Origin of the sequence: Mycobacterium sp. SMC-18, from assembly GCF_045310895.1 — a bacterium.
Lineage (GTDB): Bacteria > Actinomycetota > Actinomycetes > Mycobacteriales > Mycobacteriaceae > Mycobacterium.
The window spans coordinates 16,104-40,826 of sequence record NZ_JBJIAL010000035.1; the positions used below are offsets into that span (position 1 = coordinate 16,104).

Genomic DNA, 24,723 nt, shown 5'->3' on the forward strand with positions numbered 1-24,723 from the left:
CTGTGGCAACATCTGCGAACGTGCGGGTACTGGTGCAGCGGGTGACGTCGGCGCGGGTGACTGTCGACGGGCAGATCGTCGGCGAGATCACCCCGAACCCTCAGGGCCTGGTGGCGCTCGTCGGTCTGACGCACACCGACGACGCCGCGGTGGTGCGCAAGATGGCCGACAAACTGTGGCGGCTGCGCATCCTCGACGGCGAGCTGAGCGCCGCTGACGCCGGCGCCCCGATCCTCGTGGTCAGTCAGTTCACTCTCTACGCCGACACCGCCAAGGGACGCCGCCCGTCCTGGAACGCCGCGGCTCCCGGGCCGGTCGCCGAGCCGCTCGTCGACGAGTTCGCGGCGGCGCTGCGGGCGCTGGGCGCCGAGGTCGCCACCGGGCGGTTCGGCGCCCATATGCACGTCGAGCTCGTCAACGACGGGCCGGTGACGGTGCTGCTGGAGCTGCAGGCGGGGTGATACGTCTGATGCAGGGTGTAACAGTCCGGTACGGTCAGTCGATATGACCGGCATGCGTAAAGCGACAGTCAAGTTGTCAGTGGTGTGTGGCGCGGCAGCAGTGGCGGCCGCTGGGCTGATGGCGCCGGTGGCGTCTGCCGCCCCGGCCGGCCACGAGGTCCGGTACACGCTGTCGGTGGGCGGCCCGGCCACGTTCGACCTGCTCTATCTGGTCAATCAGCCGGCGAACAAGGCCGCCTACAACGCCGACGCCTACGCCTACCTCAAGCGCGAGACGGTCACCGTCGGTCCGGACGCCCCGTGGGTGTTCACCACGACGCTCGCCGACCCGCAGTGGGCCATCTTCACCGTCAGCAGCACCACGCACGGTGGCCAGGCCGCCCCGGACTCGACGTGCGACATCGCGGTCGACGGGCAGTCGGCGGCGCACCAGACCGCGCCGTACAACGTGCAGTGCCAGCTCGGTCAGTGGTAGTTCGCTAGCGGCGGCTCGCCCGCCGGTTGGCCTTCTCGATCGCGTCGACCAATTCGTCCTTGTTCATCGTCGACCGGCCCCGGATGTCGAGCCGGCGCGCGACGTCCATGAGATGTTTCTTGGTGGCGTGGGTGTCAACGCCCTCGGCGGTCTTGCCGCGGGCGTTGGGCCCGCCGCTGCGCGCCCGCTCGTCCGAGGGGCCCTTGTGGTCCTTCTTCTCCCAGTGGTCGCCGACCTTCTCGTAGCTGTGCTTCAGAGCTGAGTACGCGACGCGGTGGGCGCGTTCACCTTCGCCGTATTCCTCGGCCGCCGAGTCGTGTGCTTTCGCAAACGTGCGTTGCGCCTTGGGACTCGACTTCTGCAGTGTGCTGGGCAGCTCACTCTTCTTGGCTTGCCCTGTCTTTGTGGTCTTCGGCATGACACTCCTCCTCACGGTGGTTAATTGGTGTCCGAATCGTCGTCCACGACGGGGAAGAACGAGGCGTCCTCCTCGGTGTCCGGCCGGACCGGACCGCCGAGCACATCGGGCTCCTCGGCGGCGAGCTTGTCGTCGAGTGATTCGCCCTGCTCGGCTTCGTCTTCGAGCAGACCGAATTGATCGGCTCCATGCCAGCCTTCGGGTGGCTCGACGGTTTGGTCACCGTCGCGGTTGTGCAATTCGTCGGAGTCGGTGGACTCGCTCGGGGTGAGCATGTTGTCGTCAGACATCAGGCAGGCACCGCTTCCGTCGCCCGGTTCCAGGTCCGGTGCCGCCGGATCGTGTCGACGAACGCCTCGATGAACAGTTCGTCGAGCGAGCCGCCGTGCGATGTCGTCGTGACAACGCCTCTGTCCGTGTGGGTTTCGGCCAGTCCGGCGGATTCGGGATTGATCCCCGCGGCGCGCAGCAAGCCGACACCCGCACCGAACGCGGCGATGGGCTTCAGGTGCTTGTAGGCCTCGGCGACGAAATGGATCGCCGAACCGTCCTGTGCGAGCAGCTCCACGGAGTTCTGCGGTCCCGGCACCAGCACCGCGTCGTACAGCGTCGACGACGTGGTGTTGAGCCCCAGATCCACGCCGAGTTCCTGGCCGGTGTCGGTCGCGATGGTGCCGCCACCGATGAGGCCGATGATGTCGACGGTGGCGCCCAACTCCCTGAGCGCGGCGGCGGTCCGCTCGGTGCCGCGCAGGTCCACGCCGTCGGCGGCCAGGACGGCGATCCGGCGGCTGACGATGGAATCGGTCGCGGTGTTCATCTGCGACAGCGCCGGCGACGGCGTCACATGATCGGGGACGGCGACCTCGTCCGGTGCCAGCAGTCCGAGCTTGGCGGCGACCCGCTCGGCCAGCTCGTGGTCGATCATGTTGAGCTGTGCGATGACTCGTTCACGGATGCCGGTCTCGGGGCCGACCTTGCCGAGTTCGAACGAGAATGCGGCGACGATGTGGTCCTTCTCGACGGTCGACATGCTCAACCAGAACATCCGGGCCTGGCTGTAGTGGTCCTTGAAACTCTCTGCGCGGCTGCGGATCTTGCGACCGTCGACGCGTTCGGTGTAATGCCGGTAGGCGTCTTCGTCGGCCAGCGCGGGACAGCCACCGCCGAGGTTGTTCTTGAGGTAACTCGTGGCGCCCTGGGGGATGGTGTGCTGGCCGTAGCCGTCGCGCTGATTGTTGGTCACCGCTGCGATGGGCCGGTTGACCGGCAACTGCGCGAAATTCGGCCCGCCCAAGCGGATCAGCTGGGTGTCCAGGTATGAGAAATTGCGGAGCTGCAGCAGGGGATCGTTGGTGAAGTCGATACCCGGCACCACATTGGCGGTGTGAAACGCGACCTGTTCGGTCTCGGCGAAGAAGTTGTCCGGGTTGCGGTCGAGCACCATCCGGCCGACCGGGATCACCGGAACCCGTTCCTCTGGAACAAGTTTGGTCGCGTCGAGCAGATCGAACGGGAAGGCGAACTCGTCGGACTCGGGGATCAGCTGAACGCCCAGCTCCCACTCGGGGTATTGGCCGGCCTCGATGGCGTCCCACAGGTCGCGGCGATTGAAGTCCGGATCCTTACCGGCGATCTGCTGGCATTCCTCCCAGAGCAGTGAGTGCACACCGAGTTTCGGCGTCCAGTGGAATTTCACGAAGACGCCCTCGCCGGCCGCGTTCACCAGCCGGAAGGTGTGCACGCCGAAGCCCTGCATCATTCGGTAGCTGCGCGGCAGGGCGCGGTCGGACATCAGCCACATGATGGTGTGCAGCGTTTCCGGCTGCAGCGACACGAAGTCCCACAGCGTGTTGTGGGCAGACGCGGCTTGCGGAATCTCGTTGTGCGGCTCCGGCTTCACCGCGTGGACGAAGTCGGGGAACTTGATGCCGTCCTGGATGAAGAAGACGGGGAAGTTGTTGCCGACGAGGTCGTAGTTGCCTTGCTCGGTGTAGAACTTGGTGGCGAAGCCGCGGACGTCGCGTACGGTGTCGGCGGAGCCGCGGGACCCCGCGACGGTGGAGAAGCGCACGAACACCGGTGTGCGCAGGCCCGGCGTGGTCAGGAATTTCGCCGTGGTGAAGTCGGCCAGCGAATCGTCGTACGGCTCGAAGTACCCGTAGGCCCCCGCGCCGCGTGCGTGCACGACCCGCTCGGGAATGCGTTCGTGGTCGAAGTGGGTGATCTTCTCCCGCGCGTGGAAATCCTCCATCAGGGTCGGGCCGCGCTCACCTGCGGTGAGGGCGTCGTCGGTGTGCGGAACCCGCACCCCCTGTTGGGTGGTCAGGTACCCCGCATTGTTGTCGACCCGCGTGGCCTCGAGTTGCTCTTGCTTTGCATTCGATGTTTTGTCCACCGTGTCTGGTTACCCAGCGCGATGGTCAACAAACGCGGCGGTGGGCAGCCCTGATTCACAATGATGCGGCCGACGGATAGTCCGCTGCGTCGAGGTTCGCCGCGGGCGTGACCTGCTTGACGAACTCGCCGATGTAGTGGATCGCCCGCCGCCCTTCGGGCAGGACGGGAGCGGCAAGCGGAAAGTCGTGGATCTGCCCGTCCCACATGTGAAGTTCGCACTGTGCCCCCGCGGCGGTCAACCGCTCGTACATCAGTTCCGCGTCGGGCCGGAGAAACTCGTCGCTGCTGACGTGGATCAACACCGGCGGCATCCGGCGCAGGTCCGCGTCGACGGGCGAGGCGATCGGCTGCCCGGACGGATTCTTCTCACCGTGCGCGGCGACGTAGCGCATGAACGACGCCATGGCGCGTGCCGTGAACATGGCGCACCGGTCCTTGCCGCTGGGGGATTTGTCGCGCGGCTTCAGCGTCGTCAGAGGGGAGATGGCGGCCACGCCGGCGGTGGGCGGGTTACCGTCCCGAAGCAGATCGGCGGCGGTCTGCAGGGCCAGATATCCGCCCGCAGAATCTCCGGCCACCACGATGTCGGACCAGCGGTAGCCGCGGCGCAGCAGCCAGCGGAGCCCGTCGGCCGCGTCGGCCAATGCCGCCGAAAGTCCGTGGTTGGGCAACATGCGGTAACCGACGTTGAGTACCTCGGCCTCGGCGCTGCGGGCAAGCCGGGCGGCAAGGGCGCGGTGCGTGTTGAGACCGCAGGTGAGGAACGCGCCGCCGTGCAGGTAGAGGATGGCGCGTCGGGCCGACGAGCCGGCGGTGCCGATCAGCTCGGCCGGACAGGACGGCAGGCGGACGGGCTGCACGGTCGCCGAGCTCGGCAGCGGGGCCAGCGCGGCGACCTGATCGACGGAGCTGAAGGGCCAACGCAGATTCGGCTGCAGAGCCCACATCCGCACGATGTTCTTGACGAACACCCGGCAGACGGCGCCGATTGCCTGGGATTGTGGGCTGCGTCGGCGGTGATGGTGCCGTACTCCCTGGTCATGCCGGGTATTTCGCATTGTCATCAACTCCCGAGCACTCGGGTACCCATGCCAGATTTTGGCGAAACGTTGCGCCAGAGAAGGTTTCCGATGGGCGCAGACCAGGTATGTCGGTAGTGCCGGATTGTTCAACGGAATCAAGCATGTTTGGAGGAATGGCGTATGACCACGCACATCGATACCGGCTCCGACACCGGCGTCTTCACCGGAACCGCTGACAAGGACTACAACCTCATCTGGTTCGTGGAGAGCTGCCTGAGCAACGCGCTTCGCATGGAACGCTATTGCGCCGACGCTGAGCGCCAGGGCGATACCGAACTCATCGATCTGTTCAAGCGGGCGCAGAAGGAAAGCCGCAAGGGTGCCGAGCAAGGCAAGGCGCTACTCGCGAATCGCCTGGTGTGACGGACTGCGATCGCACCTGACAACACCGCAATACAAGGAGGAAATGCAGTGGGAGAGAACAAGAGTGGCCCCGAAGAGGGCGTCAAGGGCACCGTCGAGGGTGTCAAGGGCAAGCTGAAGGAAGCCGCAGGCAGTGTCGTGGGCCGGGACGATCTGGTCCGTGAGGGACAGGCCCAGCAGGACAAGGCCGACGCCGAACGCGATGCGGCCAAGCATGAGGCGGAAGCCGAGTCGGCCCGCTCCGGCGCGGCGGCCGCTGAGAAGCGCCAGCAGCAGAACCAGTGAGCCAGAACGGCCCGGCCTCCTTCAACCGTGGGGAGGCCGGGCCGCTTCTTGCGTGAAAACTATTGTGCGCGAGCGGTATCGTTGGGTCCGCTGTTCTGCATCGCCAATGGGACCAGCACCCAGAACGTGCAGAAGCCGGCCAGGCCGATGCCGCCGGCGACCCAGCCGGCCACCTGGCCTGTGACGGTCCCGAAGATCAATTCGGTCACGCCGGTCAGGGCCATGCCGAGTAGCAGCAGGCCGTAGAAGGCGCAGCGGTGTGCCGCGGCCACGATCAATGACATGCGTCGTTGCCGAAACAAGATGCGGTGCATGCCGACTGGGGCGATCAGCAGAATCGTCGACGCCACCGAGAAGCCGACGGTCGCCAGGTAGACCGCCTGGCTCTGGTCATCCAGCGTGGAGAACCGCTGTTGGAACGGCAGGGTCAGCAGGAAGCCGGTGAGCAGCTGTACTCCGGTCTGTGTGACGCGGAGTTCCTGCAACAGGCTCGACCAATTGCGGTCCAGCCGTTCGATTTCCGTCTCGTGACGGGCCATCCGGTCCCAGCGCTGGTCGGATGGTCCCTCGTCACCGTGCTCGCCCGTCATCAGACACATCGCTCTTACGCCGAACTTTTTCCTTGTCGACCACGATGATGCGGTCATCGGGTCCCGAACCGTAGAAGCTGAAGATGTCCTTGTAGGGCGAGGAGTCCACCTGGATCTCACGGACCGTGAGCCAACGGCCACCCGCGGGGTCCTCGATGACGTCGCCCTTCGTGACGTCCGCGGGCCGGACGGCCTCGATCTTCGTTTCAGTGGTCATCGGAACCCCTTTCCTGTCAAGGGGTTTCGAACGTGAACGTGAGGATGGCGAACCCGGCGATCAACAGGGCCCAGGCGACCAGCGGTACCACGATGCCACGCCGGGTGCGTGCGGTCACGAATGAGATCGCGATGGCCAGCACCGCGACCACCGGTGCGCCGTACTCGATCAGCCCGAATATGAACGGGCTCGGGCCCAGCTTGGCGCAGGTGCGTTCGGAACAACCCGCGGTCGCCAGGACCTGGGCGTATTGATACAGGATGATGGCGAGGGCACCTGGCACGGTGAGGCCGGCCAGTACCCAGTTGATGACGGTGCGTCGCCGGTGTCCGGCTCCCTGTGCGTCTGCATCGTGTTGCGCGATCGCCCCGGCCTGGACCTCAGACATCGACACCTCCCGGGTGGTAGCGGTTTCCTTGGGACTGTCCTGTTGAGGGCGTACCCGGGCGGCCGAACCGCGAAACGCCTGTTTCGTCCGGTACCTCACGGGTACCACGCCCGGATGACGATGACTGTTGGGGATTACCTGCTCGAGCGGCTGAGGCAATGGCATGTCCGTCACGTATTCGCCTATCCGGGTGACGGCATCAACGGGATCGTTTCCGCATTCGGCCGGAGCGATGATGTGCCGCAATTCATTCAGACCCGCCACGAAGAGATGGCGGCGTTCTGTGCCACCGGATACGCCAAATTCGGTGGTGGGCTCGGTGTCTGTATGGCGACATCGGGACCGGGCGCCATCCACCTGTTGAACGGGCTGTACGACGCCAAGCTCGACCGCGTTCCGGTGGTGGCGATCGTGGGCCAGACGGCGCGCAGCGCGATGGGTGGTAGCTATCAGCAGGAAGTCGACCTGCACAGTCTCTTCAAGGATGTCGCCAGTGATTACCTGGTCGATGTCAATGTCGCCAACCAACTACCCAACGCGCTCGACCGGGCGATCCGCATCGCGCTGGCCCGGCGGGCGCCGACGGCCCTGGTGATCCCGTCGGATCTGCAGGAGCAGCCATACGAACCTCCGCAGCACGCGTTCAAGCAGGTGCCGTCGAGTGATCCGGAGTATGTGCCGCCGGCGGTGTATCCGCAGAACGAACAGGTCCGCCAGGCAGCCGATGTGCTCAATGCCGGTGAGCGCGTGGCGATTCTGGTCGGGCAGGGTGCCCGCCAGGCCGCCGAAGAGGTGCGCGAACTTGCGTACAAGACGGGCGCCGGGCTCGCCAAGGCACTGCTGGGCAAGGACGTGCTGTCCGACGAGCTGCCGTACGTCACCGGGTCCATCGGGTTGCTCGGGTCGCGGCCGAGCTACGAGATGATGCGCGACTGCGACACCCTGCTGATCGTCGGATCGAATTTTCCCTACAGCCAGTTCCTGCCGAAATTCGGTCAGGCCCGGGCGATTCAGATCGACATCGACGGAACGGCAATCGGCATGCGCTACCCGACGGAGGTGAACATCGTCGCCGACGCGAGTGCCGCGCTCGGTGCGCTCCTGCCGCTGGTGGAACCGAAGACCGACCGGAAATGGCGAGACACCATCGAGCACAACGTGTCTCGCTGGTGGGACACCGTCGAGCGCCAGTGCATGTTGTCGGCCCGCCCGGTGAATCCGATGCGGATCGTGTGGGAGCTCTCACAGCGGATACCGGCCGACGCCATCGTGACGGCAGACTCCGGTTCGTCCACCAACTGGTATGCGCGGTGCCTGAAGTTACGCGGTGAGATGCGCGGTTCGCTGTCGGGCACGCTCGCAACCATGGGGTGCGGAGTGCCGTACGCGATCGGTGCGAAGTTCGCGCATCCGGACCGTCCTGTCGTCGCGCTCGTCGGCGACGGCGCGATGCAGATGAACGGCATGGCCGAGCTGTTGACCATCAAGCGCTATGCAGAGCAATGGTCCGACCCGCGCCTGGTGGTGTGTGTCTTCCACAATGGCGATCTCAATCAGGTCACCTGGGAGTTGCGGGCAATGGGCGGAGCGCCCAAGTTCGTGCCGTCACAATCGCTACCGGACGTCTCGTATGCCGAGATCGCCTGTGCCATGGGGCTGGATGGCATCGCGGTCAATGATCCCGACCGGCTGGGCGAGGCCTGGGATCGGGCGCTGGGTGCCGATCGCCCCGTCGTGCTGGACGTCAGGTGCGACCCCGAAGTGCCGCCGATCCCTCCGCACGCGACCTACGAACAGATCAAAGACCTGACCGCCGCGGTGCTCAAGGGTGATCCCAACGGCTGGCACCTGGTGTATCAGGGGATGAAGACCAAGGCGCAGGAGTACATCGCCCGTTCCGGTGGTGGCGCCGGGTAGCCCCGTGTACTGTGAGAAGCACGACGCTGTTACAGCGTGGCCGCTTAGCCAAAAGCGGCGATAGTCGAGGGTACTGCAGCTCGGCGCGTGAATCCGGTCCAGAGCGGGGCCTCCATTCTCAGGATTCGCCGGTTGCAATCGGGCTCGACTTCGGCAGATCGCCGTTCCGCCTTCACGGCGGAAGCCAGCATGTCGCGAACTAATCGGCTATGCCGTCAATTGGTGGTATCGCGCGTGCTGTCACACCCTGGAAGGGGTGCTGCATGTCAGTTTCTGTGTTGGAAAACGACTTTCGTAAAGCGAGTGAGCCGGTAGAAGCCGGCGCAGAGCCCGATCAAAGTCCTGACGAATACGCGGATGTGGTCGCGATGGTCGTGATGCTCCGTCAATTACCGCCCGACTCGGCCGCCTATGCTCGTCAACTCGAACGCATCGTGCTGCGGTGCTGCCCGCTGGCCGACCGGGTGGCACGCCACTTCGACCGCCGCGGCGAGAATCTCGAAGACCTGATGCAGGTGGCCCGGGTGGGGTTGCTGCAGGCCGTCAACCGGTTCGATCCTGCGCGAGGATCACGATTCGTGGCGTTCGCCCTGCCGACGATGATGGGAGAGCTGCGGCGATATTTCCGGGATTATGGCTGGAAAGTTCACGTACCCAGGAGAATTCGCGATCGGCAGCACGATATTGCCTGTGCCACTGCGTATTTGACCAACGACCTGAGGCGAGCGCCGAGCATCGAGGAGCTCGCCGAGGAGCTGGAGATCGACCGTGACCAGGTGGTCGAGAGCATCGTGGCAGCCAAGGCGTATCAACCCCAGTCGCTGGACGTCAACGTCGTCGACGACGACTCGCGGGCGCAGGCGCTCGGTGACTCCCTTGGTGAGATGGATGCCGGATTCGACCGAGTGACGGATCGTGAATCGGTACGGTCCCTGCTGGCGGCGCTGCCTCGACGCGAGCAGAAAGTGCTGTATCTCCGGTACTTCGGTGCCATGACGCAGCGGCAGATCGCCGACTCGATCGGCGTTTCCCAGATGCATGTGTCACGGATACTGGACCGCACCCTGCGCGATCTGCGCGCTCAAGTGGGTTGCGCCTGATCGACGCCGGCCTTTCGGCCATCGGCGGCAGACCGGTTCTGCCGCCGATGGCTGGTGTCGCACCACGGATAGGTCTTGCTGCGTTGACAGCAACAGATCGCGACCATGAATCTGTCAGAGCAGACGCGGGTCCCGTCTTCGAGTTCGACCTGGACCGGCCCCTGGATCAGCATCGGGCCGCGGGGCACGATGCGCACGGTTCTGCGCGCGGGACTCATGGCTTCACCGCCTTGATCACAACCAGTTCCTCGGTACGCCGCCCGGGTGTCAGTCGACCGCAGTCCTCCAACCACCGTGCGCGAGCGGTCATCACCGGCCCGAATGGGATGGTCCGGCGCGCCACCACGTCAACCTGAAGGCCGCCGCCTCGCAAGGCGGCGACGCTGCTCGCGACATCGGCGAACTCGGAGTGGACGATGAGCGCTGCGCCGCCGCGCCTGAGCAGCGCGGGCGCCGCGGCGCAGAGCGGATCGAGGATGAGCCGGCCGTCGGGGCCGGCATTGAAAGACGTGGGCGGACCACCGGCGCCGACGATCACCGGTTCGCTCGCAGGCTCGGGCACATATGGCGGGTTGCACAGCACCAGGTCGAATGGCTCGAGCCCCAGTGCCGCCGACCAGGAACCGAGCCGCGCATCGATGCGGCAACCGGCGAGCCGTGCGTTGGCGCGGGCTGCCGCGATGGCGGCTTGCGACGTATCGAGGGCAACGACGCTGTCCGCTCCGGCGCCGGAGGCAGCAATCGCTGCCACCCCGCTGCCGGTACACAGGTCCGCGACGCGCATGCCCGCCGGGTGGCAGCAGCGGTGCATGGTTTCGATCAACAATCGCGAATCGTGTTGCGGCAGATAGACGTTTGCGCACTCAGGCGAGATTTCGGAGCTCAGCATTCGGGCTTCCTCTCTGGATCCAACCTCTCCGATATAACCGGGATGCGGCATGGGCAAACGCGTCAATTCGGTAACGCCGCATGACCTGGGCGGTTTTGATGCGGGCGGAAACGGGTAACACCCGTCAATGCCGGGTCACGGTGACAGCCAGCGGGCGGTGATCCGAGAGTTCCACCTCCGGGGTGGCATGTCGGAGCACGGCCAGCTGCCGGTCGTCGGTGAGAAGGTGGTCGAGCTGCTGGGCCGGTGCCTCAGCCGGAAACGTGTTGGCACAGGCCAGCGAACGCATGCCCGACCAGCGCTCGGCTGGTTCCGCCGCCATGTTCAGGTCGCCGGCGATGATGTGTGGTCCGGGCAGCGCGCGGACTGTGCGGGCCAGCTGCCGCAGTTGATGCCGATTCCAGCCGGGTACGAACGACAAGTGGGTCCCGGCGATCGTCATGGCGCCCAACGGCGTCTCGAGCCGGGCGAGCACGGCGGCGCGGGGCTCCTCGTGCACGATCATGACCCTGCCGGGCACCGGAAGGTACATCGGAAAGCGGGTCGGTATCCGGGGCAGCCGCAGCACCTGCCAGCTGGTCGCCGGATACCGCGAGAGCAGAGAGATGCCGTACGCCGCCGATTCGGGTTGTTCCTCACCGGTGGCGGCGATCCAGGTGGCGCCCGGCGTTCCCGTGATGGCGGCGACGAACCGGTGGGAGACGGCATTCATGACCTCAGCTGCGATGGCGGTCAGATCCGCCCGGCCGGAACGTGTTTGGTCGAAATCCACCTCCTGCAGCGCCAGGATGTCCGGGTCGAGGATGCTGATGCTGCGACGAAGCCGGTCGAGATGGACTCCGTCGCCGACGGTGCGGCCGTGCAGGATGTTGAAGGTCGCGAGGCGCATCGAAGTCATGATGACTCGGTACCCCCGAACGCCGACTTTGATTGCGCGGTGCGTCATGTGTCCTGAGCGCACCCAGCTGAGAAACGCACTGCGCGCCGCGGCAAGTGCCTTCAAGGCGAACGGCCAGAGTTTCGCCCTTGCCGGCAGCTACGCGCTGTGGGTCCACGGCGCGCCGGAACCCGACCACGATGTCGACTTCGTCGTGCCCGAGCCGGACACCGAGGCGGCGGTGAAGATATTGGGCCAGAACGGATTCGACATCGAGCGACCACCAGAAGACTGGCTGTTCAAAGCGTACTTCGAGGGCGTGCTCGTCGATGTTCTGCACCGACTCAACGGCGTGCCTGTGGACTCCGCTCTTCTCGCCGGGGCCGTGGATCGCGAGGTACTGGCCATCTCGATGCCGGTCTTGACCCCCGATGCGGTGATCACCCAGAAGCTGCTGACGCTCAACGAACATCACTGTGACTTCGCTCCGCTGCTGCCGGCGGTGCGCGCGGTCCGTGAGCAACTCGACTGGCCGCGAATCCGGGAACTGGCGGCCGGAAACGACTTCGCCATGGCCTTTCTCGAGCTGGCGGCCCGACTTGGGCTGGACGGGTAAGCACCGGTCGCGGGTTCTTTTTCTTGCGCGTTAGTTTGCCGTCACGCACCCATGGGTACTTCTTTCCATGAGACCAGAGAGGTCTGTCTAGGAGGAGCCATGTTGCGAGGAAGCGTGGGCGTCATCGTGGTGGTCTGGCTGTTGATCGGGGTGCTGGCGGCCTGGCAACGCGACTATTTCCGCGGCGGCGACACGAGCTGCGGCTCGGCAGGGCGTATCGCGCTGACCGTGGTCGCCGGGCCGTTGAACTACGCCGGGGTCAATCCGAAGGTGGTCGATTGCCGACTGCCGCAACCGAGTGCCATGCGGTGAACCGCATCTGAGAAAAGGAATCGATCATCATGATTGCTTTGGGAGTAGTCCTGCTCATCCTGGGCTTCGTCTTCAACGTGTATCTGCTGTGGGTCCTGGGCATCGTGCTCGTCGTGGTGGGCGCGATCTTCTGGCTCCTCGGGGCAGCCGGTCATGCCGTCGCCGGACGCCGGTACTGGTATTGACGTGACAAGAGGGGCGAAAGCCCGGGCCTCAGGCCCGGGCTTTCGCCTTCTTTGCGGTAGTGACTGCGGTGTCGGCCAATTCAGACGCACGCGCACTGGCTTTCCGGTACGCGGATTCCGCGTAGGGAGCGGCCTTTTCCAAGCCGTCTCCCACGGTGTCGGCCAACTCCGAGGCGCGGGCGCTGGCTTTCCGGTAGGCAGATTCCGCATACGGGGCAGCCTTCTCGAGCCCGCCTTCCAGCTTCTCGAGCGCGACGCCGGCGAGCTCACGGCCGTGCTCGAAGCCGGTTTGGACTCCGTGGCCCAGCTTTTCGCCCACTTCCGGCATGCGGGCGAGCGCAACTTCCGTCCTGGACGGCACCGTCGATGAGAGGGCCTCGGCCGCCCGTTTCGCGGCGCGCCGACCCCGCCATCCCAGCGACGGCTTTCCGGCGGTATCCGCGGAGGCGAGGATCAGACCGCCGAGCAGGCTCAGGTCGGCCAGGAAGCCCCGGCGTTTGGCGGCTTTCGCCTCGGGATCGTCCTCGGCCCAGAACATGTGGTTACCGAGGTTTGCGGGAATCACCGTGGCCGCGAGAACTGCCGAGGCCACGCGCGGAATGCGTCCGGTGGCCAGCAACAGCCCGCCGGCGACCTGAGCGGCCGCGGTCGCCTGCGCCACGGCGACGGCGTTGGAGGGCACATTGCGTGCGACGGGTTCCGGCATGTCCTTCAGTCCGTCGAGCGCCGGCTGTACGGCCTGGGCGCCGGAGTCGGTGTTCAACAGGGTTTCGACGCCCTGTCCGATGAACGCGGTGGCCAGAAGTGGACGGGCGATCCTACGAATGATCATGGGGCAGGGATTTCCCGTGCGGGACCGGCCCAAACATCATCCCGGCATCGTCTCGCCGCCGAGGGGCGCCAGCACTTCACCGCTGTAGTACGACGACAGTTGGTCGGCGGCGAAGAAGACGTACGACGGCGCGATCTCGTCCGGCTGGGCCGGCCGCCCCAACGGTGCGTGGGCGCCGAATGACTCGACCTTCTCCTGCGGCATGGTGGCCGGGATGAGCGGCGTCCAGACCGGCCCGGGGGCGACACAGTTCACGCGGATGCGGCGTTTGGCCAGTGATTGGGCCAGCGCGTAGGTGAACGCGATGACGGCTCCCTTGGTGGCCGAGTAGTCGATCAGCGACGCATTGCCGCGTAGCCCGTTCACCGACGCGGTGTTGATGATCGCGGCGCCGTCCGGGAGATGCGCCAGGGCGGACTTGGTCACCTGGAAGTAACTGTCGATGTTCACGGCGAACGTCCGCCGCCACTGCTCATCGGTGATGTCGGTGAGATCGTCTGTAGGCGCCTGATATGCGGCATTGTTGACGACGATGTCCAGCCCGCCGAGCTCGGCGAGGGTGCGCGCCACCACCTCTCGGCAATGGGCGGCCTCGCCGAGATCACCGGGGAACAGGGCGCACGTCCGTCCGGCCGCGCCCACGATGCTCGCGGTGTGCGTCGCGTCGTCGTGCTCTTCGAGGTAGGCGATGGCGATGTCCGCACCTTCCTTGGCGAACGCCGCCGCCACCGCGCGCCCGATGCCGGAGTCGCCGCCGGTGATGAGGGCCCGGCGACCTTTCAGCAGCCCGCGGCCGACGTACTGGCGCATCTCATCATGCGGCTGTTCTGCCATGTCGGCGGTGTGCCCGGGATAGGGGATCGGTGTTTCCATCAGGCATCGCGTCCGAAATCGTCCTCGTCGGCATCAATTTCGACATCCGCGGTCTGCTCCAACCAATCGTGTGCGGCGGCCTCCGGCGGCGGGTTGTCGCGGCCGGTGACCGCGGCCTCGTCATCGAGGACCGGTTCTTGGACGTCACGCGACTGCTCGACGGCGTCTGCGTCGGGGACTGCGTCCGGGAACTGTTCTGGTGTCATGTCAGAGCGGATACCCGTCCCACGCGCCGGAAAACACTTCGGGTGTTTAAGTGCCGAACCCTCGGGTACCTCGGCCCGCATGACAGCAGACCGCGAGCAATCGGTGCTGGTGTGGCATGTGCACGGCGCCTGGATGGAGTCGTTCGTGGCCGGCCCGCACCGCTACCTCGTGCCTGTTGGGGCTGCGGCACCCGATCGTGACGCGCGTGGCTTGTGTGGCCGGAGTTGGCCACGAGCACAAGAGATTCCGCTCTCGGAACTGGCTGCTGCCGATGTCGACCTGGTGGTGTTGCAGCGGCCCGGGGAACTGGACGAAGCACAACGGTGGCTGCGGCGGCGTCCCGGAGTCGACGTGCCGGCCGTCTACGTCGAGCACAACGCGCCGCGCCCGAACGCGGTGGACAGTGTGCATCCGCTCGCCGACCGGCGGGACATCCCGCTGATCCATGTCACCGAATTCAACAGGCTGATGTGGGACAACGGAATTGCACCGACCAAGGTCATCGATCACGGCATCGCCGATCCCGGCCCGCTCTACACCGGTGACATCGCCGGGGCCGCGGCCATGATCAACGAGCCGCTACGCAGATGGCGCACGGTGGGCGCCGACCTGCTCGGCGAGCTGTCGCGAGCTGTCCCGATCGAGGTGTGGGGGATCGACACCAAGGAACTCAACCGCCGTCAGGCCGACCCGCGAGATCGATTGCGGGGCAAGGGCGATATCCCCGCGCCCGAGCTGTGGCGTCGAGTCGCACGCCGCCGCGTGTATCTGCATACCGCGCGATGGACATCCCTGGGACTGTCGTTGGTCGAGGCGATGTACCTCGGCATGCCGATCGTGGCGGTCGCCTCGACGATGGCGCCGCTGGTGGTGCCGTCCCGCGCGGGTGTCGTCGGCGCCGACGTGAAGGTCCTGTCGCGAGGCCTGCTGGACTTCGTGAACGATCCCGCCGCGGCAGCGCTGGCGGGCAAGGCGGCCCGCGAGTTCGCTGCCGAGCACTTCGCACTTGACCGGTTCCTGGCCGACTGGAACCGCGTGATCGATGACGTCTGCCACTGACCGGAAGAGGGAACGATGAGAATTGCCATGGTCTCCGAGCACGCCAATCCGCTTGCGGCACTTGGCGGGGCCGACGCGGGCGGGCAGAACGTCCACGTGGCGGCGTTGTCGGCGGCGCTCAGTCGACATGGGCACCGGGTCGACGTGTACACCCGTCGGGACGATCCCGACGTGCCGGAGCGCGTCATCGCGCCGGAGGGGTACACGGTGGTGCATGTGCCCGCCGGCCCGCCGCGCCCGGTTCCCAAGGACGACCTGTTGCCGTACATGGGGCAGTTCGGCGGGTTTCTCCACGATGAGTGGGCACAGACCCGTCCCGACGTCACGCACGCCCACTTCTGGATGTCCGGCGTTGCCACGCAGTTGGCGGCGAAGAAACTGAATTTGCCTGCCCTGCAGACGTTCCACGCGCTGGGTGTGGTCAAGCGGAGGTACCAGAAGGACCAGGACACCAGTCCGCGGGAGCGGCTCACCTTGGAGAAGCTGGTGGCAAGGGAAGCCACCTGGGTGGCGGCGACATGCACCGATGAAGTTTTCGAGCTGATGCGTCTGGGCCGCGAGCGGTCCCGGATCTCGGTCGTGCCGTGCGGCGTCGACCTCAAGTTGTTCCGTCCCGACGGGCGGGCCGCCGCCCGTAAGGCGCGCCCACGCATCGTCAGCGTCGGCAGATTCGTGCAGCGCAAGGGATTCGATGTCATGATCCGTGCGCTGCAGTGGATACCCGACGCCGAACTCGTCATCGTCGGTGGTCCCGACAAGGCCGCGTTGCGTGCCGACAGCGAGGCACAGCGGCTACTGGCGCTGGCCCGCGAGCTCGGCGTCGCGAAGCGGGTGCGGCTGTACGGGTCGGTGGAGCGTGCTGATATGCCCGCGGTGCTGCGTTCGGCGGATGTTGTCGCGTGCACCCCGTGGTACGAGCCGTTCGGGATCGTCCCGCTGGAGGCGATGGCCTGTGGCGTGCCGGTGGTGGCGTCCGCGGTCGGTGGCATGCTCGACACCGTCGTGGATGGTGTCACCGGCCGCCTGGTGCCGCCGCGGCGTCCTGATCTGCTCGCCGATGTCCTCAACGAACTCCTGGCGGACGACTCGCGCCGCCGGGCCATGGGGGAGGCCGGCTGTCATCGCGCGCAGGCCCGGTACTCCTGGGACCGCGTGGCGGCGGAGACGCTGAGAATCTATGACCGGTTGGCGGCGTCGGGCTTCTGGTTCGATGCTCGTCCCTCTCGGCCGCGGGCGTTGTCGGGATGAGGGGCCTCCAGCAGACGGACGGCCGCCTCGACCTCCGCGGGCAGCAGCCGGCGCCCGCTCAGCACGGCCGGCACCCGCAACAGCGCCTCCAGGGCGGCCCGCGCGTACTCCCGGTCGTTCATGGCCGCCCGGAGCAGCGTGGCCGTGGCCTCGGCACACTGCTTGGCCGGGCGGCGCAACCAGGTGGTCAGTGTGGCGTTACGCAGCGCACGGGCATCCTGCGCGGCCGTCGGCGGCCGGACCGTGGACGGGCGGTGTATCGCGGTCAGCTCGGCGCAGTAGCACAACTCCCAGCCCAGGGCGGCGAGATCCATTGCCAGCAGCTGTTCTTCACCTCGGAAGTGCAGGATCGGGCTGAAGCCACCCGCGGCCTGGAAGGCGCATTTGCGCACCATCGCCGAACACGACAGGAATCCGAGCACCGGCGGCCCGGGCAGACCGGAACGGCGCGGCAGCGGGCTGGCGGCCAGCATGCTCGACACCGGGTCCTCGCGATCACCGGGCCAGACCACGGTCCGGGCGGCGATCAGGCCGATGTTCGGTTGCGTATCGAAGATTTCGGTGGCCCGCGGTACCGCGTCAGCGGCCCACCACGAATCATCATCGCAGAACGCGACATACGGAGTTCGGCAGGCGGCGACGCCGATATTTCGGGCCACGGCACCGAGGTTCGAGCCGAGCGGAAGCACACGGAGCCGGTCGGTGGTCTGCTCGAGCTGACGCATTCGGGCAACCGAACCGTCACGAGAATGGTTGTCGACCACGATGATCGGACAGCCCGTCGTCTGCAGCAGTCGCTCGACGACGGCAGCCAGTTCGCTCTCGCGATCACGTGTCGCGATCACGAACGTGAGTTTTTCTTCGGTGCCCTGGTTCACAACGGCTCCCACTACCCGCCCAGCAGAACGGCAAACGCTCATGGCTGATCGACGACGCGCACTCGTGACCGGAGGCGCCGGCTTCCTCGGCACGCATCTCTGCCGGCGACTGCTCAGCGACGGCTACGAGGTGACGTGCGTGGACGACCTCAGCACCGCAGGTGATGCCGGAATCGGCCTGGCCGCACAGTATCCGGGCTACCGGTTCGTCCAGCTCGACATCGCCGACAAGCTGGATCCGAGCGTCGCGGGCGGGCCACTGGACGTGGTGTTCCACCTTGCGTCCCCGGCGTCACCCATCGACTACCAACGGATGCCCGAGCAGACGCTACGTGTCGGTTCGGCCGGGACGTCCAACGCGCTGGGCCTGGCAGCCCAAACCGGCGCGCGGCTGGTGCTGGCCTCGACGAGCGAGGTCTACGGTGACCCGCTCGAGCATCCACAACGCGAATCCTATTGGGGCAACGTCAATCCCATCGGCCCTCGCAGCATGTATGACGAGGCGAAGCGGTTCGCGGAGGCGCTGGTGTTCACACATCGGCGGACGTACTCGGCGGACGTGGGTGTGGCGCGCATCTTCAACACCTATGGACCCGGCATGCGCGGTGACGACGGACGTGTCGTCCCGACGTTTTGCCGGCAAGCCTTGGCGGGTACACCCTTGACGGTGCACGGCACGGGTCAGCAGACGCGGTCGCTGTGCCATGTGGACGACACGGTCGACGCGCTGGTCGCGCTCGGCGAATCCGATTGTGCCGGACCGGTGAACATCGGCAACCCCGACGAGCTCACGGTCCTGCAGATCGCCGAGCTGATCCGGGAGCTCGCCGGCAGTTCCTCGCCCATCGAGTTCGAACCGGCCGACGCCGACGACCCGCACCGGCGCTGTCCGGACATCAGCACCGCGATGGCGCTGCTGGGCTGGAGGCCTCGGGTCAGCTATCGCGACGGGTTGTCGGAGACCATCAAATGGTTTGCCGGGCAGGGGGTTTAGCAGTGCGAATACTCGGAATCAATGCGGTCTTCCACGATCCGGCCGCTGCCGTCGTGGTGGACGGCCAGATCATCGCCGCGGCGGAGGAAGAACGGTTCAGCCGTCGCAAGCACGGCAAGTCCGCGGTGCCCTTCGCGACGTGGGAGGTCCCGGTACAGGCGGCCCGATGGTGCCTGGAGCGCGCGGGGCTGGCGCCGTCCGACCTGGACGCGGTCGGATACTCGTACGACCCCCGGTTGATGCGCGACATCCCTGCCGACCGCGGCGGCCTCGACCGGGACTGGGAATACCTCCGCACGCTGTATGCCGAACGTGCCCCACATTTCCTCAAAACCGCACTGCCCAGGCTGGATCCGGCCAAGGTGCGGTTTGTGCGGCACCATGTCGCGCACGCGGCGTCCAGCGCCCTGGCGGCGCCCGACCCGGATTGTGCTGTCCTGGTCGTCGACGGTCGCGGCGAAAGCACGTCGATGCTCGCGGGCAGCTGCACCGACCACAAGCTCGACATCCTTGCCGCCCAGGACCTTCCGCATTCATTGGGACTGCTGTACGAGGAGCTCACCGAACACCTCGGGTTCAAGCGGTCGTCCGACGAGTACAAGGTGATGGCGATGTCGTCCTACGGCAAACCGCGATTCGCCGATCAGCTGCGGGAATCCGTATACGCCACCGGCGATGGCGGCTTCTGCACCTGGCCGGTCGACTGGGCGTCGTTCGGCACCGATTGGGACGACAGGGTCGATCTCGCGTGCAGCGTGCAGCGGGTCGTCGAAGACGTGCTGCTCGAACTGGTGCACTGGCTGCGCGACGCGACCGATCACGAGAACCTCTGCCTGGCCGGCGGTGTCGCACTCAATTGTGTCGCCAACACCGAGATCCACCGCCGCGGCGGGTTCCGTCGCGTGTGGGTGCAGCCCGCCGCCGGTGATGCCGGGACGGCCCTCGGTGCGGCGCTGGCGCTGGCCGCCGAAGCCGGCGAACCGATCGTCCCGATGGCGTCGGCGGCCCTCGGCCGGGACTGGTCCGACGAGCAGATCGCCGAAACCCTCACCACCGCAGCGGTTCCGTTCGAGCGCCCGGCCGATCTGGCCGGCACCGTCGCCCGAGCGCTTGCCGACAACAATCTCATCGGCTGGTTCCAGGGACGGTCGGAGTACGGCCCGCGGGCCCTCGGCTGCCGGTCCCTGCTCGCCGATCCGCGACGCTCGGAGAACCTGGAGCGCCTGAACGATGTGAAGGGCCGCGAGCAGTTCCGGCCCGTCGCGCCCATGGTGCTCGCCGAGCGGGCCGACGAGATCTTCAGCGGTGGCCCGATACCGAGCCCCTACATGCTGTTCGTGCACGACGTCGCGCCGGACTGGCGCCCGCGCATCCCCGCCGTCACCCACGTGGACGGTACCGCGCGAATCCAGACCGTCGACGCCACCGCGCAGCCGTTGCTGCACGCGACCATCGCGCAATTCGCCGAGCTGTCCGGAGTCCCGGTGGTGGTGAACACCAGCTTCAACACCGCCGGCCGGCCCATGGTCGACAGTCCACGCGACGCCCTCGAATGCTTCGGCAGCGCACCGATCGACATGCTCGTCATCGGTCCCTACGTGGTGCGCCGCGCACAGGGGCTGCGATGAACCCACACCTGGACGCCGCCATCGTGATCCCGACCATTGGCCGAGCATCCCTGCATGACCTCATTGCCGCACTGGATGATTCGCCAGGCATCAGCCCGGCGGAGGTGATCATCGTCGACGATCGCCCCAGTTCCGTGCCGGCACTGCTGCTGCCGGTGTCGAGGGTGCCGCTCACGGTGCTGCGCAGCGGCGGACGCGGTCCAGCGGCCGCGCGCAACGTCGGTTGGCGCAGTGCGACGGCGCGGTGGATCTGTTTTCTCGATGACGATGTGGTGCCCGCCGACGGGTGGCTGGCCGCGTTGAAGGGTGACCTGGCGGCCGCCGACGCCGATGGTGCCGTCGGCTCTCAGGGGCGGATCGCGGTTCCGGTGCCGACGCAGCGCCGGCTCACCGACGACGAGCGCCGCACCGAGAGATTGGCGGGCGCCCAGTGGATCACCGCGGACCTGGCCTATCGCCGCTCGGCTCTGGTCCAGGTCGGCGGATTCGACGAGCGGTTTCCGCGGGCCTACCGCGAAGACTCCGACCTGGCGCTGCGCATCACCCGGGCCGGCGGCAGGATCGACTGGGGCACAAGACGATCCATCCACCCGGTGGCTCAGTCGACCATGCTGAGTGCGGTCCGCGCACAGGTCGGCAACACCGACGACGCGTTGATGCGCCGCAAACATGGTCGCGGCTGGAGAACCGCGATCGGGGAGGGCCGTGGCCGTATCGCAGCGCACACCGTCACCACGGCGGCTGCCCTGACCACCGTGCTGGGCGTCCTGGCCCGGCGCCGCCAGCCGGTGCGGGTGGGTGCTGCGGTCTGGGCCGCGCTGACCACCGAATTCTGGCTGCGCCGTTACCTTTCCGGGCCGCGCGGGCTGTTCTGGGCGGCCCGCCTGCTGATCACCAGCGTCGTCATTCCGCCGGTGGCGGTGCGCCACCGGCTCCGCGGCACGTGGATGTTCTGCCGTGCCCGCAAGGAGCCGCCGCTGGCAGTGCTGTTCGACCGCGACGACACCATCATCGAGGACGGCCCTTACCTCAACGACCCGGCCGGGGTGGTGCCGGTGCCCGGCGCCGCGATGGCGCTGAATCGGCTGCGCGAACAGGGACTGCTGCTCGGCGTCGTGACCAATCAGTCCGGTGTCGCCAGCGGACTGATCAGTCCGGATCAGCTGGAGAGCGTCAACGCGATGGTCAATTCGCTGTTGGGGCCGTTCGATTCCTGGCAGGTGTGCCCGCACGCCTCCGACGACGGCTGCTTCTGCCGCAAACCGTCGCCCGGCATGGTGCACGCAGCCGCCGAAGCGCTCGGTGTACCCGCGTCGCGCTGCGTCCTGATCGGGGACACCGGCAGCGATGTCGACGCAGCGCTGGCCGCGGACGCCGAGGCCATCTTGGTCCCCACGGCCCGCACGTTGCCGCAGGAGATCGAATCTGCTTGCCGCCGAGCGCGAGTGGCGTCGACGCTCACCGACGCGGTCAATCTCGTACTGCGGGAGTGCCGATGAGCACGACGGTGTTCGCCAGGCTGGACAGCGCGGGCGATGTGTTGATCACCGGGCCGGCCGTCCGCGCCGTCGCCGCCCACAGCAATGTGACCATGCTGGTGGGTCCCCGCGGCCGCGCCGCCGCCGAGCTGCTCCCCGGAGTTGACGACATCGTCGAGTGGCAGGCACCGTGGGTCGACTTCGACTCACCGGATCTCACGAGCGAGCACGCCTTCCGGCTGATCGCGGCGCTGCGGGCCATCGCGCCGCAGCGGGTGTACATCTCCACCTCGTTCCACCAGTCGCCGCTGCCGCTGGCACTGCTGTGCCGGATGGCGGAGGTGCCCTGGATCGGCGCCATCTGCGACGACTATCCCGGGACCCTGCTCGATCTCCGTCACCATGTGACGCCCGACGTTCCCGAGCCGTTGCGGGCCCTTTCGCTGGTATGTGCCGGTGGCTGTCAGCTACCCGACAGCGACGACGGCGCGCTGCGGGTGCGACACCGGGAGCTGCCGGAGCAGCTGGAGGGTGAACTCGGTGGCGGGGGATACGTGGTGTTCCACCCGGGTGCGGCGGTTCCGGCCCGCCGGCCCAGCGCGGCGCGCAGCGCGGCGATGGTGCGGGCCCTGGTGGGCGCGGGGCATCGCGTACTGGTCACCGGGAGTCCGGGCGAACGTCGGCTCACCGCGCAGGTCGCGGGAACGGCGGCACTGGATTTGGGCGGCCGGACCACTCTCGGCGAATTGTCCGCGGTGTTCCGGCACGCCAACGCGGTCGTCGTACCCAATACCGGACCCGCGCACCTGGCCGCGGCGGTCGGTGCGCCAGTGGTGTCGCTGTTCGCCCCCGTGGTCCCCGCCAGTCAATGGAGTCCATACACGCGCAACGTCATTCGGCTCGGTGATCAGTCCGCACCGTGCCGGGGCACCCGGGCCCGCACGTGCCCGGTGCGCGGCCATCCCTGCCTGGACGGCATCTCCGACGCGGAGGTGCTGGCGGCAGTCACTCAGTTGGGAGAATGCCATGATCACAGCGCACATCTCGGCGTTGGCGCAGGCCGTTGACCGGATCGGCATCGAGGCGCCACGGTTGAGCCGATGGGGCTGCCGACTCGCGGACCTGCTCGACGGCGGAGGGCGGCTGCTCGCCTGCGGCAACGGTGGTAGCGCGGCCGAGGCCCAGCATCTCACCGCCGAGTTGGTGGGCCGCTTCCGTGACGAGCGGAACCCGTTGTCGGCCATCGCCTTACACGCGGATACGTCCGCACTCACCGCGATCGTCAACGACTACGGGGTCGAGGAGATGTTCGCCCGCGGGGTACGTGCGCACGGCCGACCGGGAGATGTGCTGGTCGCCTTGTCCACCAGCGGTTCGAGTCCCAACGTCCTGGCGGCGGTGAAGGCAGCCCACGAGATCGGGATGACCACCTGGGCCCTGACCGGCCCGGCGCCGAATCCGTTGGCCGCCATCTGCGAAGACGCCATCTGCGTGGAGGCGCCCTCGACGGCCACCGTCCAGGAACTGCATCTGTTCCTGGTTCACGCGCTGTGCATCGAGGTCGACGAGCGGCTCCAGGTGGTGCCGCGTGGCTGATTCGATTGTGATCGTCGGCGATTCACTGCTGGACGTCGATATCGACGGGGCGGCCGAGCGGCTGAGTCCGGACGCCCCGGTGCCCGTGATCGACACCGAGCGGGTCTGGCATCGTCCCGGTGGCGCCGGTCTCGCGGCGCTGCTGGCCGCCCGGTCGGCCGACGACGTGACGTTGGTGACCGCTGTCGCCGACGACCGCGACGGTCGTCAGCTGACCGGGCTGTTGTCCAGCGCGGGTGTCCGGGTGGTGCCGCTGCCGATGCTCGGCGGCACCGTATGCAAGACCCGGGTGCGGGCCCGCGGCCAGTGCGTGCTGCGGATCGACCGGGGTTCGGGTACCGCCGCTCCTGACGAGGTTCCCGCCGAGGCAGCGGATGCGATCGCGCATGCCGCGGTGATCTGCGTGGCCGATTACGGGCGCGGCGTCACCGCGCATCCCGGGCTGCGGGCGCTGTTGTCGGCGGCGGCACAGCGGGTGCCGGTCGTGTGGGATCCGCATCCCCGGGGAAGCGACCCGGTTCGCGGGTGCCGACTGGTCACGCCCAACCAGGCCGAAGCGGTCGGCCGCTCGGCGGCGTCCCTGCGCAAGGACTGGCAGGCCGCCGCGGTCTGCGTCACGTGTGGCGCACAAGGTGCGGTACTCGATACGGAACCACTTGGCACCGTGCAGATTCCATCGCTCGTCGGCCGGGTGTCCGGAGGTGATTCCTGTGGTGCCGGCGACCGGTTCGCGGTGTCGGTGGCAACTGAACTGGGTAACGGGCAGGACGTGCGCTCGGCCGTCACCACCGCGGTCGGTGTGGCCGGGCAGTTCGTCGCGGCCGGTGGCGCCGGCGCGGTGTCGACGCCGGTGACCGATGTGCCGGATGACGGCGGTGAGTTCGAAGCGCTGACCGGTGACATCGAAACCGTGCGGCAGCGGCTGCGGGCACGTGCGACGACGGTGGTGGCCGCGGGCGGTTGCTTCGACCTGCTGCACACCGGCCATGTCCGGTTGCTGCGCCAGGCCCGGCTGTTGGGCGACGCGCTCGTGGTCCTGATCAACTCGGACCGTTCGGTGCGTGCCCTCAAAGGCGCGGGCCGGCCGGTGATGGCAGCGGCCGACCGCGCCCGCGTGCTGTCGGCATTGGCCTGCGTCGACGCGGTGCTGGTGTTCGACGAAGACTCGCCCGCGCAGGCACTGGCCCGGCTGCGCCCCGATGTGTGGGTGAAAGGCGGCGACTACGCCGACGCGCCACTGCCCGAGGCCGAGGTCGTCCGCCGGTACGGCGGTGAGGTGGTCCTGCTGCCGACCGTCGCCGGTTACTCGTCATCCAATCTGATCGCCGCAGCGCGATCGTGAACGAAGGGAACAA

Annotated in this window: 31 protein-coding genes; 17 read left to right on the forward strand and 14 right to left on the reverse strand. The window is 67.3% G+C overall.

The annotated features are described in order from the left end of the window. The first annotated feature begins 20 nt into the window (after positions 1-20). Entirely contained in the window at positions 21-461 is a 441-nt protein-coding gene (gene dtd / locus ACJH6J_RS23260) for a D-aminoacyl-tRNA deacylase (protein WP_406804597.1), read from the forward strand. A 43-nt stretch (positions 462-504) separates the two neighbouring features. Further along, positions 505-936 carry a hypothetical protein gene (locus tag ACJH6J_RS23265; protein ID WP_020101738.1) on the forward strand — a complete coding sequence of 144 codons (432 nt, stop codon included), beginning with the start codon at positions 505-507 and terminating at the stop codon, positions 934-936. Positions 937-940: 4 nt separating this feature from the next. On the opposite strand, the gene ACJH6J_RS23270 is transcribed toward ACJH6J_RS23265, so the two are convergent. Genes ACJH6J_RS23270 through ACJH6J_RS23285 form a run of 4 tightly spaced genes read right to left on the reverse strand, consistent with a single transcriptional unit; the run spans position 941 to position 4,701 of the window. Beyond that, a complete protein-coding gene (locus tag ACJH6J_RS23270) occupies positions 941-1,354 on the reverse strand; it encodes a ChaB family protein (protein WP_406804585.1) in 414 nt (137 codons plus the stop codon). Between the two features lie 20 nt (positions 1,355-1,374). Then, positions 1,375-1,644 carry a hypothetical protein gene (locus ACJH6J_RS23275; RefSeq protein ID WP_406804586.1) on the reverse strand — a complete coding sequence of 90 codons (270 nt, stop codon included), beginning with the start codon at positions 1,642-1,644 and terminating at the stop codon, positions 1,375-1,377. Beyond that, a complete protein-coding gene (locus ACJH6J_RS23280; RefSeq protein WP_406804587.1) occupies positions 1,644-3,752 on the reverse strand; it encodes a catalase in 2,109 nt (702 codons plus the stop codon). The genes ACJH6J_RS23275 and ACJH6J_RS23280 overlap by 1 nt, the downstream gene beginning before the upstream one ends. Positions 3,753-3,807: 55 nt before the next feature. Beyond that, positions 3,808-4,701, reverse strand: a complete 894-nt coding sequence (locus ACJH6J_RS23285) for an alpha/beta hydrolase (RefSeq protein WP_406804588.1) — start codon at positions 4,699-4,701, stop codon at positions 3,808-3,810. Positions 4,702-4,956: 255 nt separating this feature from the next. Between ACJH6J_RS23285 and ACJH6J_RS23290 the strand changes: the two genes are divergently transcribed. After that, the gene (locus ACJH6J_RS23290; RefSeq protein ID WP_318984476.1) at positions 4,957-5,199 is read left to right on the forward strand and encodes a hypothetical protein; all 243 of its coding nucleotides are present in this window, start codon (positions 4,957-4,959) and stop codon (positions 5,197-5,199) included. 48 nt (positions 5,200-5,247) lie between these two features. Further along, on the forward strand, positions 5,248-5,484 hold the full coding sequence (locus ACJH6J_RS23295; protein ID WP_406774741.1) for a CsbD family protein: 237 nt from the start codon (positions 5,248-5,250) through the stop codon (positions 5,482-5,484). Positions 5,485-5,543: 59 nt separating this feature from the next. Here the strand turns inward: ACJH6J_RS23295 and ACJH6J_RS23300 are convergent, their stop codons facing one another. Genes ACJH6J_RS23300 through ACJH6J_RS23310 form a run of 3 tightly spaced genes read right to left on the reverse strand, consistent with a single transcriptional unit; the run spans position 5,544 to position 6,679 of the window. After that, entirely contained in the window at positions 5,544-6,074 is a 531-nt protein-coding gene (locus ACJH6J_RS23300) for a DUF6328 family protein (RefSeq protein ID WP_406804589.1), read from the reverse strand. Beyond that, positions 6,055-6,291: a hypothetical protein gene (locus tag ACJH6J_RS23305; protein ID WP_406774739.1), complete on the reverse strand. Its 237-nt coding sequence runs from the start codon at positions 6,289-6,291 to the stop codon at positions 6,055-6,057. Before ACJH6J_RS23305 ends, ACJH6J_RS23300 begins: the two co-directional genes overlap by 20 nt. A 16-nt stretch (positions 6,292-6,307) precedes the next feature. Next, entirely contained in the window at positions 6,308-6,679 is a 372-nt protein-coding gene (locus tag ACJH6J_RS23310) for a hypothetical protein (RefSeq protein ID WP_406774738.1), read from the reverse strand. A gap of 114 nt (positions 6,680-6,793) precedes the next feature. Between ACJH6J_RS23310 and ACJH6J_RS23315 the strand changes: the two genes are divergently transcribed. Beyond that, positions 6,794-8,596 carry a thiamine pyrophosphate-requiring protein gene (locus tag ACJH6J_RS23315; protein WP_406804591.1) on the forward strand — a complete coding sequence of 601 codons (1,803 nt, stop codon included), beginning with the start codon at positions 6,794-6,796 and terminating at the stop codon, positions 8,594-8,596. A gap of 368 nt (positions 8,597-8,964) precedes the next feature. Continuing rightward, positions 8,965-9,696, forward strand: a complete 732-nt coding sequence (locus ACJH6J_RS23320; protein ID WP_346415692.1) for a SigB/SigF/SigG family RNA polymerase sigma factor — start codon at positions 8,965-8,967, stop codon at positions 9,694-9,696. On the opposite strand, the gene ACJH6J_RS23325 is transcribed toward ACJH6J_RS23320, so the two are convergent. The 3 genes from ACJH6J_RS23325 to ACJH6J_RS23335 all read right to left on the reverse strand — a co-directional run bounded on the left by ACJH6J_RS23325 (position 9,678) and on the right by ACJH6J_RS23335 (position 11,474). Then, positions 9,678-9,914: a CDGSH iron-sulfur domain-containing protein gene (locus ACJH6J_RS23325; protein WP_318984482.1), complete on the reverse strand. Its 237-nt coding sequence runs from the start codon at positions 9,912-9,914 to the stop codon at positions 9,678-9,680. The two genes, ACJH6J_RS23320 and ACJH6J_RS23325, sit on opposite strands and share 19 nt — an antisense overlap. Beyond that, complete coding sequence (locus ACJH6J_RS23330; protein WP_318984483.1) at positions 9,911-10,585, reverse strand: methyltransferase; 675 nt, start codon at positions 10,583-10,585, stop codon at positions 9,911-9,913. Before ACJH6J_RS23330 ends, ACJH6J_RS23325 begins: the two co-directional genes overlap by 4 nt. Before the next feature lie 124 nt (positions 10,586-10,709). Next, positions 10,710-11,474, reverse strand: a complete 765-nt coding sequence (locus ACJH6J_RS23335) for an endonuclease/exonuclease/phosphatase family protein (RefSeq protein WP_318984623.1) — start codon at positions 11,472-11,474, stop codon at positions 10,710-10,712. Positions 11,475-11,529: 55 nt separating this feature from the next. Here ACJH6J_RS23335 and ACJH6J_RS23340 point away from each other — a divergent pair, with 55 nt between their 5' ends. The 3 genes from ACJH6J_RS23340 to ACJH6J_RS23350 all read left to right on the forward strand — a co-directional run bounded on the left by ACJH6J_RS23340 (position 11,530) and on the right by ACJH6J_RS23350 (position 12,575). Further along, positions 11,530-12,078 (forward strand): hypothetical protein, encoded by a 549-nt coding sequence (locus ACJH6J_RS23340; protein WP_318984484.1) that lies wholly within the window; start codon positions 11,530-11,532, stop codon positions 12,076-12,078. Between the two features lie 99 nt (positions 12,079-12,177). Beyond that, positions 12,178-12,390 (forward strand): hypothetical protein, encoded by a 213-nt coding sequence (locus ACJH6J_RS23345; protein ID WP_090562272.1) that lies wholly within the window; start codon positions 12,178-12,180, stop codon positions 12,388-12,390. 29 nt (positions 12,391-12,419) lie between these two features. Beyond that, entirely contained in the window at positions 12,420-12,575 is a 156-nt protein-coding gene (locus ACJH6J_RS23350) for a DUF6131 family protein (protein ID WP_165605920.1), read from the forward strand. Between the two features lie 28 nt (positions 12,576-12,603). Here ACJH6J_RS23350 and ACJH6J_RS23355 read toward each other — a convergent pair whose 3' ends face one another. Genes ACJH6J_RS23355 through ACJH6J_RS23365 form a run of 3 tightly spaced genes read right to left on the reverse strand, consistent with a single transcriptional unit; the run spans position 12,604 to position 14,486 of the window. Next, positions 12,604-13,407, reverse strand: coding sequence for a DoxX family protein (locus ACJH6J_RS23355; RefSeq protein ID WP_406804592.1), 804 nt, complete (start codon positions 13,405-13,407; stop codon positions 12,604-12,606). Between the two features lie 36 nt (positions 13,408-13,443). Beyond that, positions 13,444-14,280 carry an SDR family oxidoreductase gene (locus tag ACJH6J_RS23360; RefSeq protein WP_318984486.1) on the reverse strand — a complete coding sequence of 279 codons (837 nt, stop codon included), beginning with the start codon at positions 14,278-14,280 and terminating at the stop codon, positions 13,444-13,446. Next, complete coding sequence (locus ACJH6J_RS23365) at positions 14,280-14,486, reverse strand: hypothetical protein (protein WP_318984487.1); 207 nt, start codon at positions 14,484-14,486, stop codon at positions 14,280-14,282. Before ACJH6J_RS23365 ends, ACJH6J_RS23360 begins: the two co-directional genes overlap by 1 nt. Before the next feature lie 79 nt (positions 14,487-14,565). Here ACJH6J_RS23365 and ACJH6J_RS23370 point away from each other — a divergent pair, with 79 nt between their 5' ends. Together ACJH6J_RS23370 and ACJH6J_RS23375 are read left to right on the forward strand one after the other, a co-directional pair. Next, positions 14,566-15,546 carry a glycosyltransferase gene (locus ACJH6J_RS23370; protein ID WP_318984488.1) on the forward strand — a complete coding sequence of 327 codons (981 nt, stop codon included), beginning with the start codon at positions 14,566-14,568 and terminating at the stop codon, positions 15,544-15,546. A 15-nt stretch (positions 15,547-15,561) separates the two neighbouring features. After that, positions 15,562-16,794 (forward strand): glycosyltransferase, encoded by a 1,233-nt coding sequence (locus ACJH6J_RS23375; RefSeq protein ID WP_318984489.1) that lies wholly within the window; start codon positions 15,562-15,564, stop codon positions 16,792-16,794. Here ACJH6J_RS23375 and ACJH6J_RS23380 read toward each other — a convergent pair. Further along, a complete protein-coding gene (locus ACJH6J_RS23380; protein WP_406804593.1) occupies positions 16,722-17,672 on the reverse strand; it encodes a glycosyltransferase family 2 protein in 951 nt (316 codons plus the stop codon). The genes ACJH6J_RS23375 and ACJH6J_RS23380 overlap by 73 nt on opposite strands. 40 nt (positions 17,673-17,712) lie before the next feature. On the opposite strand from ACJH6J_RS23380, the gene ACJH6J_RS23385 reads away from it, so the two are divergent. Genes ACJH6J_RS23385 through ACJH6J_RS23410 form a run of 6 tightly spaced genes read left to right on the forward strand, consistent with a single transcriptional unit; the run spans position 17,713 to position 24,710 of the window. Further along, entirely contained in the window at positions 17,713-18,666 is a 954-nt protein-coding gene (locus tag ACJH6J_RS23385) for an NAD-dependent epimerase/dehydratase family protein (protein WP_318984491.1), read from the forward strand. Between the two features lie 2 nt (positions 18,667-18,668). Continuing rightward, positions 18,669-20,294 (forward strand): carbamoyltransferase, encoded by a 1,626-nt coding sequence (locus ACJH6J_RS23390; RefSeq protein ID WP_406783598.1) that lies wholly within the window; start codon positions 18,669-18,671, stop codon positions 20,292-20,294. Next, positions 20,291-21,793, forward strand: coding sequence for an HAD-IIIA family hydrolase (locus ACJH6J_RS23395; RefSeq protein ID WP_406802093.1), 1,503 nt, complete (start codon positions 20,291-20,293; stop codon positions 21,791-21,793). Before ACJH6J_RS23390 ends, ACJH6J_RS23395 begins: the two co-directional genes overlap by 4 nt. Then, positions 21,790-22,839 carry a glycosyltransferase family 9 protein gene (locus ACJH6J_RS23400; protein WP_406783600.1) on the forward strand — a complete coding sequence of 350 codons (1,050 nt, stop codon included), beginning with the start codon at positions 21,790-21,792 and terminating at the stop codon, positions 22,837-22,839. The genes ACJH6J_RS23395 and ACJH6J_RS23400 overlap by 4 nt, the downstream gene beginning before the upstream one ends. After that, complete coding sequence (locus ACJH6J_RS23405; RefSeq protein ID WP_318984495.1) at positions 22,799-23,368, forward strand: SIS domain-containing protein; 570 nt, start codon at positions 22,799-22,801, stop codon at positions 23,366-23,368. The genes ACJH6J_RS23400 and ACJH6J_RS23405 overlap by 41 nt, the downstream gene beginning before the upstream one ends. Beyond that, on the forward strand, positions 23,361-24,710 hold the full coding sequence (locus ACJH6J_RS23410) for a PfkB family carbohydrate kinase (protein ID WP_406783601.1): 1,350 nt from the start codon (positions 23,361-23,363) through the stop codon (positions 24,708-24,710). Before ACJH6J_RS23405 ends, ACJH6J_RS23410 begins: the two co-directional genes overlap by 8 nt. The last annotated feature ends 13 nt before the right edge of the window (positions 24,711-24,723 follow it).

Coding starts and splice junctions, on each gene's coding strand:
- ACJH6J_RS23265 (WP_020101738.1), top strand. CDS start 505: ATGACCGGCATGCGTAAAGCGACAGTCAAGTTGTCAGTGGTGTGTGGC.
- ACJH6J_RS23270 (WP_406804585.1), bottom strand. CDS start 1,354: ATGCCGAAGACCACAAAGACAGGGCAAGCCAAGAAGAGTGAGCTGCCC.
- ACJH6J_RS23275 (WP_406804586.1), bottom strand. CDS start 1,644: ATGTCTGACGACAACATGCTCACCCCGAGCGAGTCCACCGACTCCGAC.
- ACJH6J_RS23285 (WP_406804588.1), bottom strand. CDS start 4,701: ATGTGGGCTCTGCAGCCGAATCTGCGTTGGCCCTTCAGCTCCGTCGAT.
- ACJH6J_RS23290 (WP_318984476.1), top strand. CDS start 4,957: ATGACCACGCACATCGATACCGGCTCCGACACCGGCGTCTTCACCGGA.
- ACJH6J_RS23300 (WP_406804589.1), bottom strand. CDS start 6,074: ATGACGGGCGAGCACGGTGACGAGGGACCATCCGACCAGCGCTGGGAC.
- ACJH6J_RS23305 (WP_406774739.1), bottom strand. CDS start 6,291: ATGACCACTGAAACGAAGATCGAGGCCGTCCGGCCCGCGGACGTCACG.
- ACJH6J_RS23310 (WP_406774738.1), bottom strand. CDS start 6,679: ATGTCTGAGGTCCAGGCCGGGGCGATCGCGCAACACGATGCAGACGCA.
- ACJH6J_RS23315 (WP_406804591.1), top strand. CDS start 6,794: ATGACGATGACTGTTGGGGATTACCTGCTCGAGCGGCTGAGGCAATGG.
- ACJH6J_RS23320 (WP_346415692.1), top strand. CDS start 8,965: ATGGTCGTGATGCTCCGTCAATTACCGCCCGACTCGGCCGCCTATGCT.
- ACJH6J_RS23325 (WP_318984482.1), bottom strand. CDS start 9,914: ATGAGTCCCGCGCGCAGAACCGTGCGCATCGTGCCCCGCGGCCCGATG.
- ACJH6J_RS23330 (WP_318984483.1), bottom strand. CDS start 10,585: ATGCTGAGCTCCGAAATCTCGCCTGAGTGCGCAAACGTCTATCTGCCG.
- ACJH6J_RS23335 (WP_318984623.1), bottom strand. CDS start 11,474: ATGCGCCTCGCGACCTTCAACATCCTGCACGGCCGCACCGTCGGCGAC.
- ACJH6J_RS23340 (WP_318984484.1), top strand. CDS start 11,530: ATGTGTCCTGAGCGCACCCAGCTGAGAAACGCACTGCGCGCCGCGGCA.
- ACJH6J_RS23345 (WP_090562272.1), top strand. CDS start 12,178: ATGTTGCGAGGAAGCGTGGGCGTCATCGTGGTGGTCTGGCTGTTGATC.
- ACJH6J_RS23350 (WP_165605920.1), top strand. CDS start 12,420: ATGATTGCTTTGGGAGTAGTCCTGCTCATCCTGGGCTTCGTCTTCAAC.
- ACJH6J_RS23355 (WP_406804592.1), bottom strand. CDS start 13,407: ATGATCATTCGTAGGATCGCCCGTCCACTTCTGGCCACCGCGTTCATC.
- ACJH6J_RS23360 (WP_318984486.1), bottom strand. CDS start 14,280: ATGGAAACACCGATCCCCTATCCCGGGCACACCGCCGACATGGCAGAA.
- ACJH6J_RS23365 (WP_318984487.1), bottom strand. CDS start 14,486: ATGACACCAGAACAGTTCCCGGACGCAGTCCCCGACGCAGACGCCGTC.
- ACJH6J_RS23370 (WP_318984488.1), top strand. CDS start 14,566: ATGACAGCAGACCGCGAGCAATCGGTGCTGGTGTGGCATGTGCACGGC.
- ACJH6J_RS23375 (WP_318984489.1), top strand. CDS start 15,562: ATGAGAATTGCCATGGTCTCCGAGCACGCCAATCCGCTTGCGGCACTT.
- ACJH6J_RS23385 (WP_318984491.1), top strand. CDS start 17,713: ATGGCTGATCGACGACGCGCACTCGTGACCGGAGGCGCCGGCTTCCTC.
- ACJH6J_RS23395 (WP_406802093.1), top strand. CDS start 20,291: ATGAACCCACACCTGGACGCCGCCATCGTGATCCCGACCATTGGCCGA.
- ACJH6J_RS23400 (WP_406783600.1), top strand. CDS start 21,790: ATGAGCACGACGGTGTTCGCCAGGCTGGACAGCGCGGGCGATGTGTTG.
- ACJH6J_RS23405 (WP_318984495.1), top strand. CDS start 22,799: ATGATCACAGCGCACATCTCGGCGTTGGCGCAGGCCGTTGACCGGATC.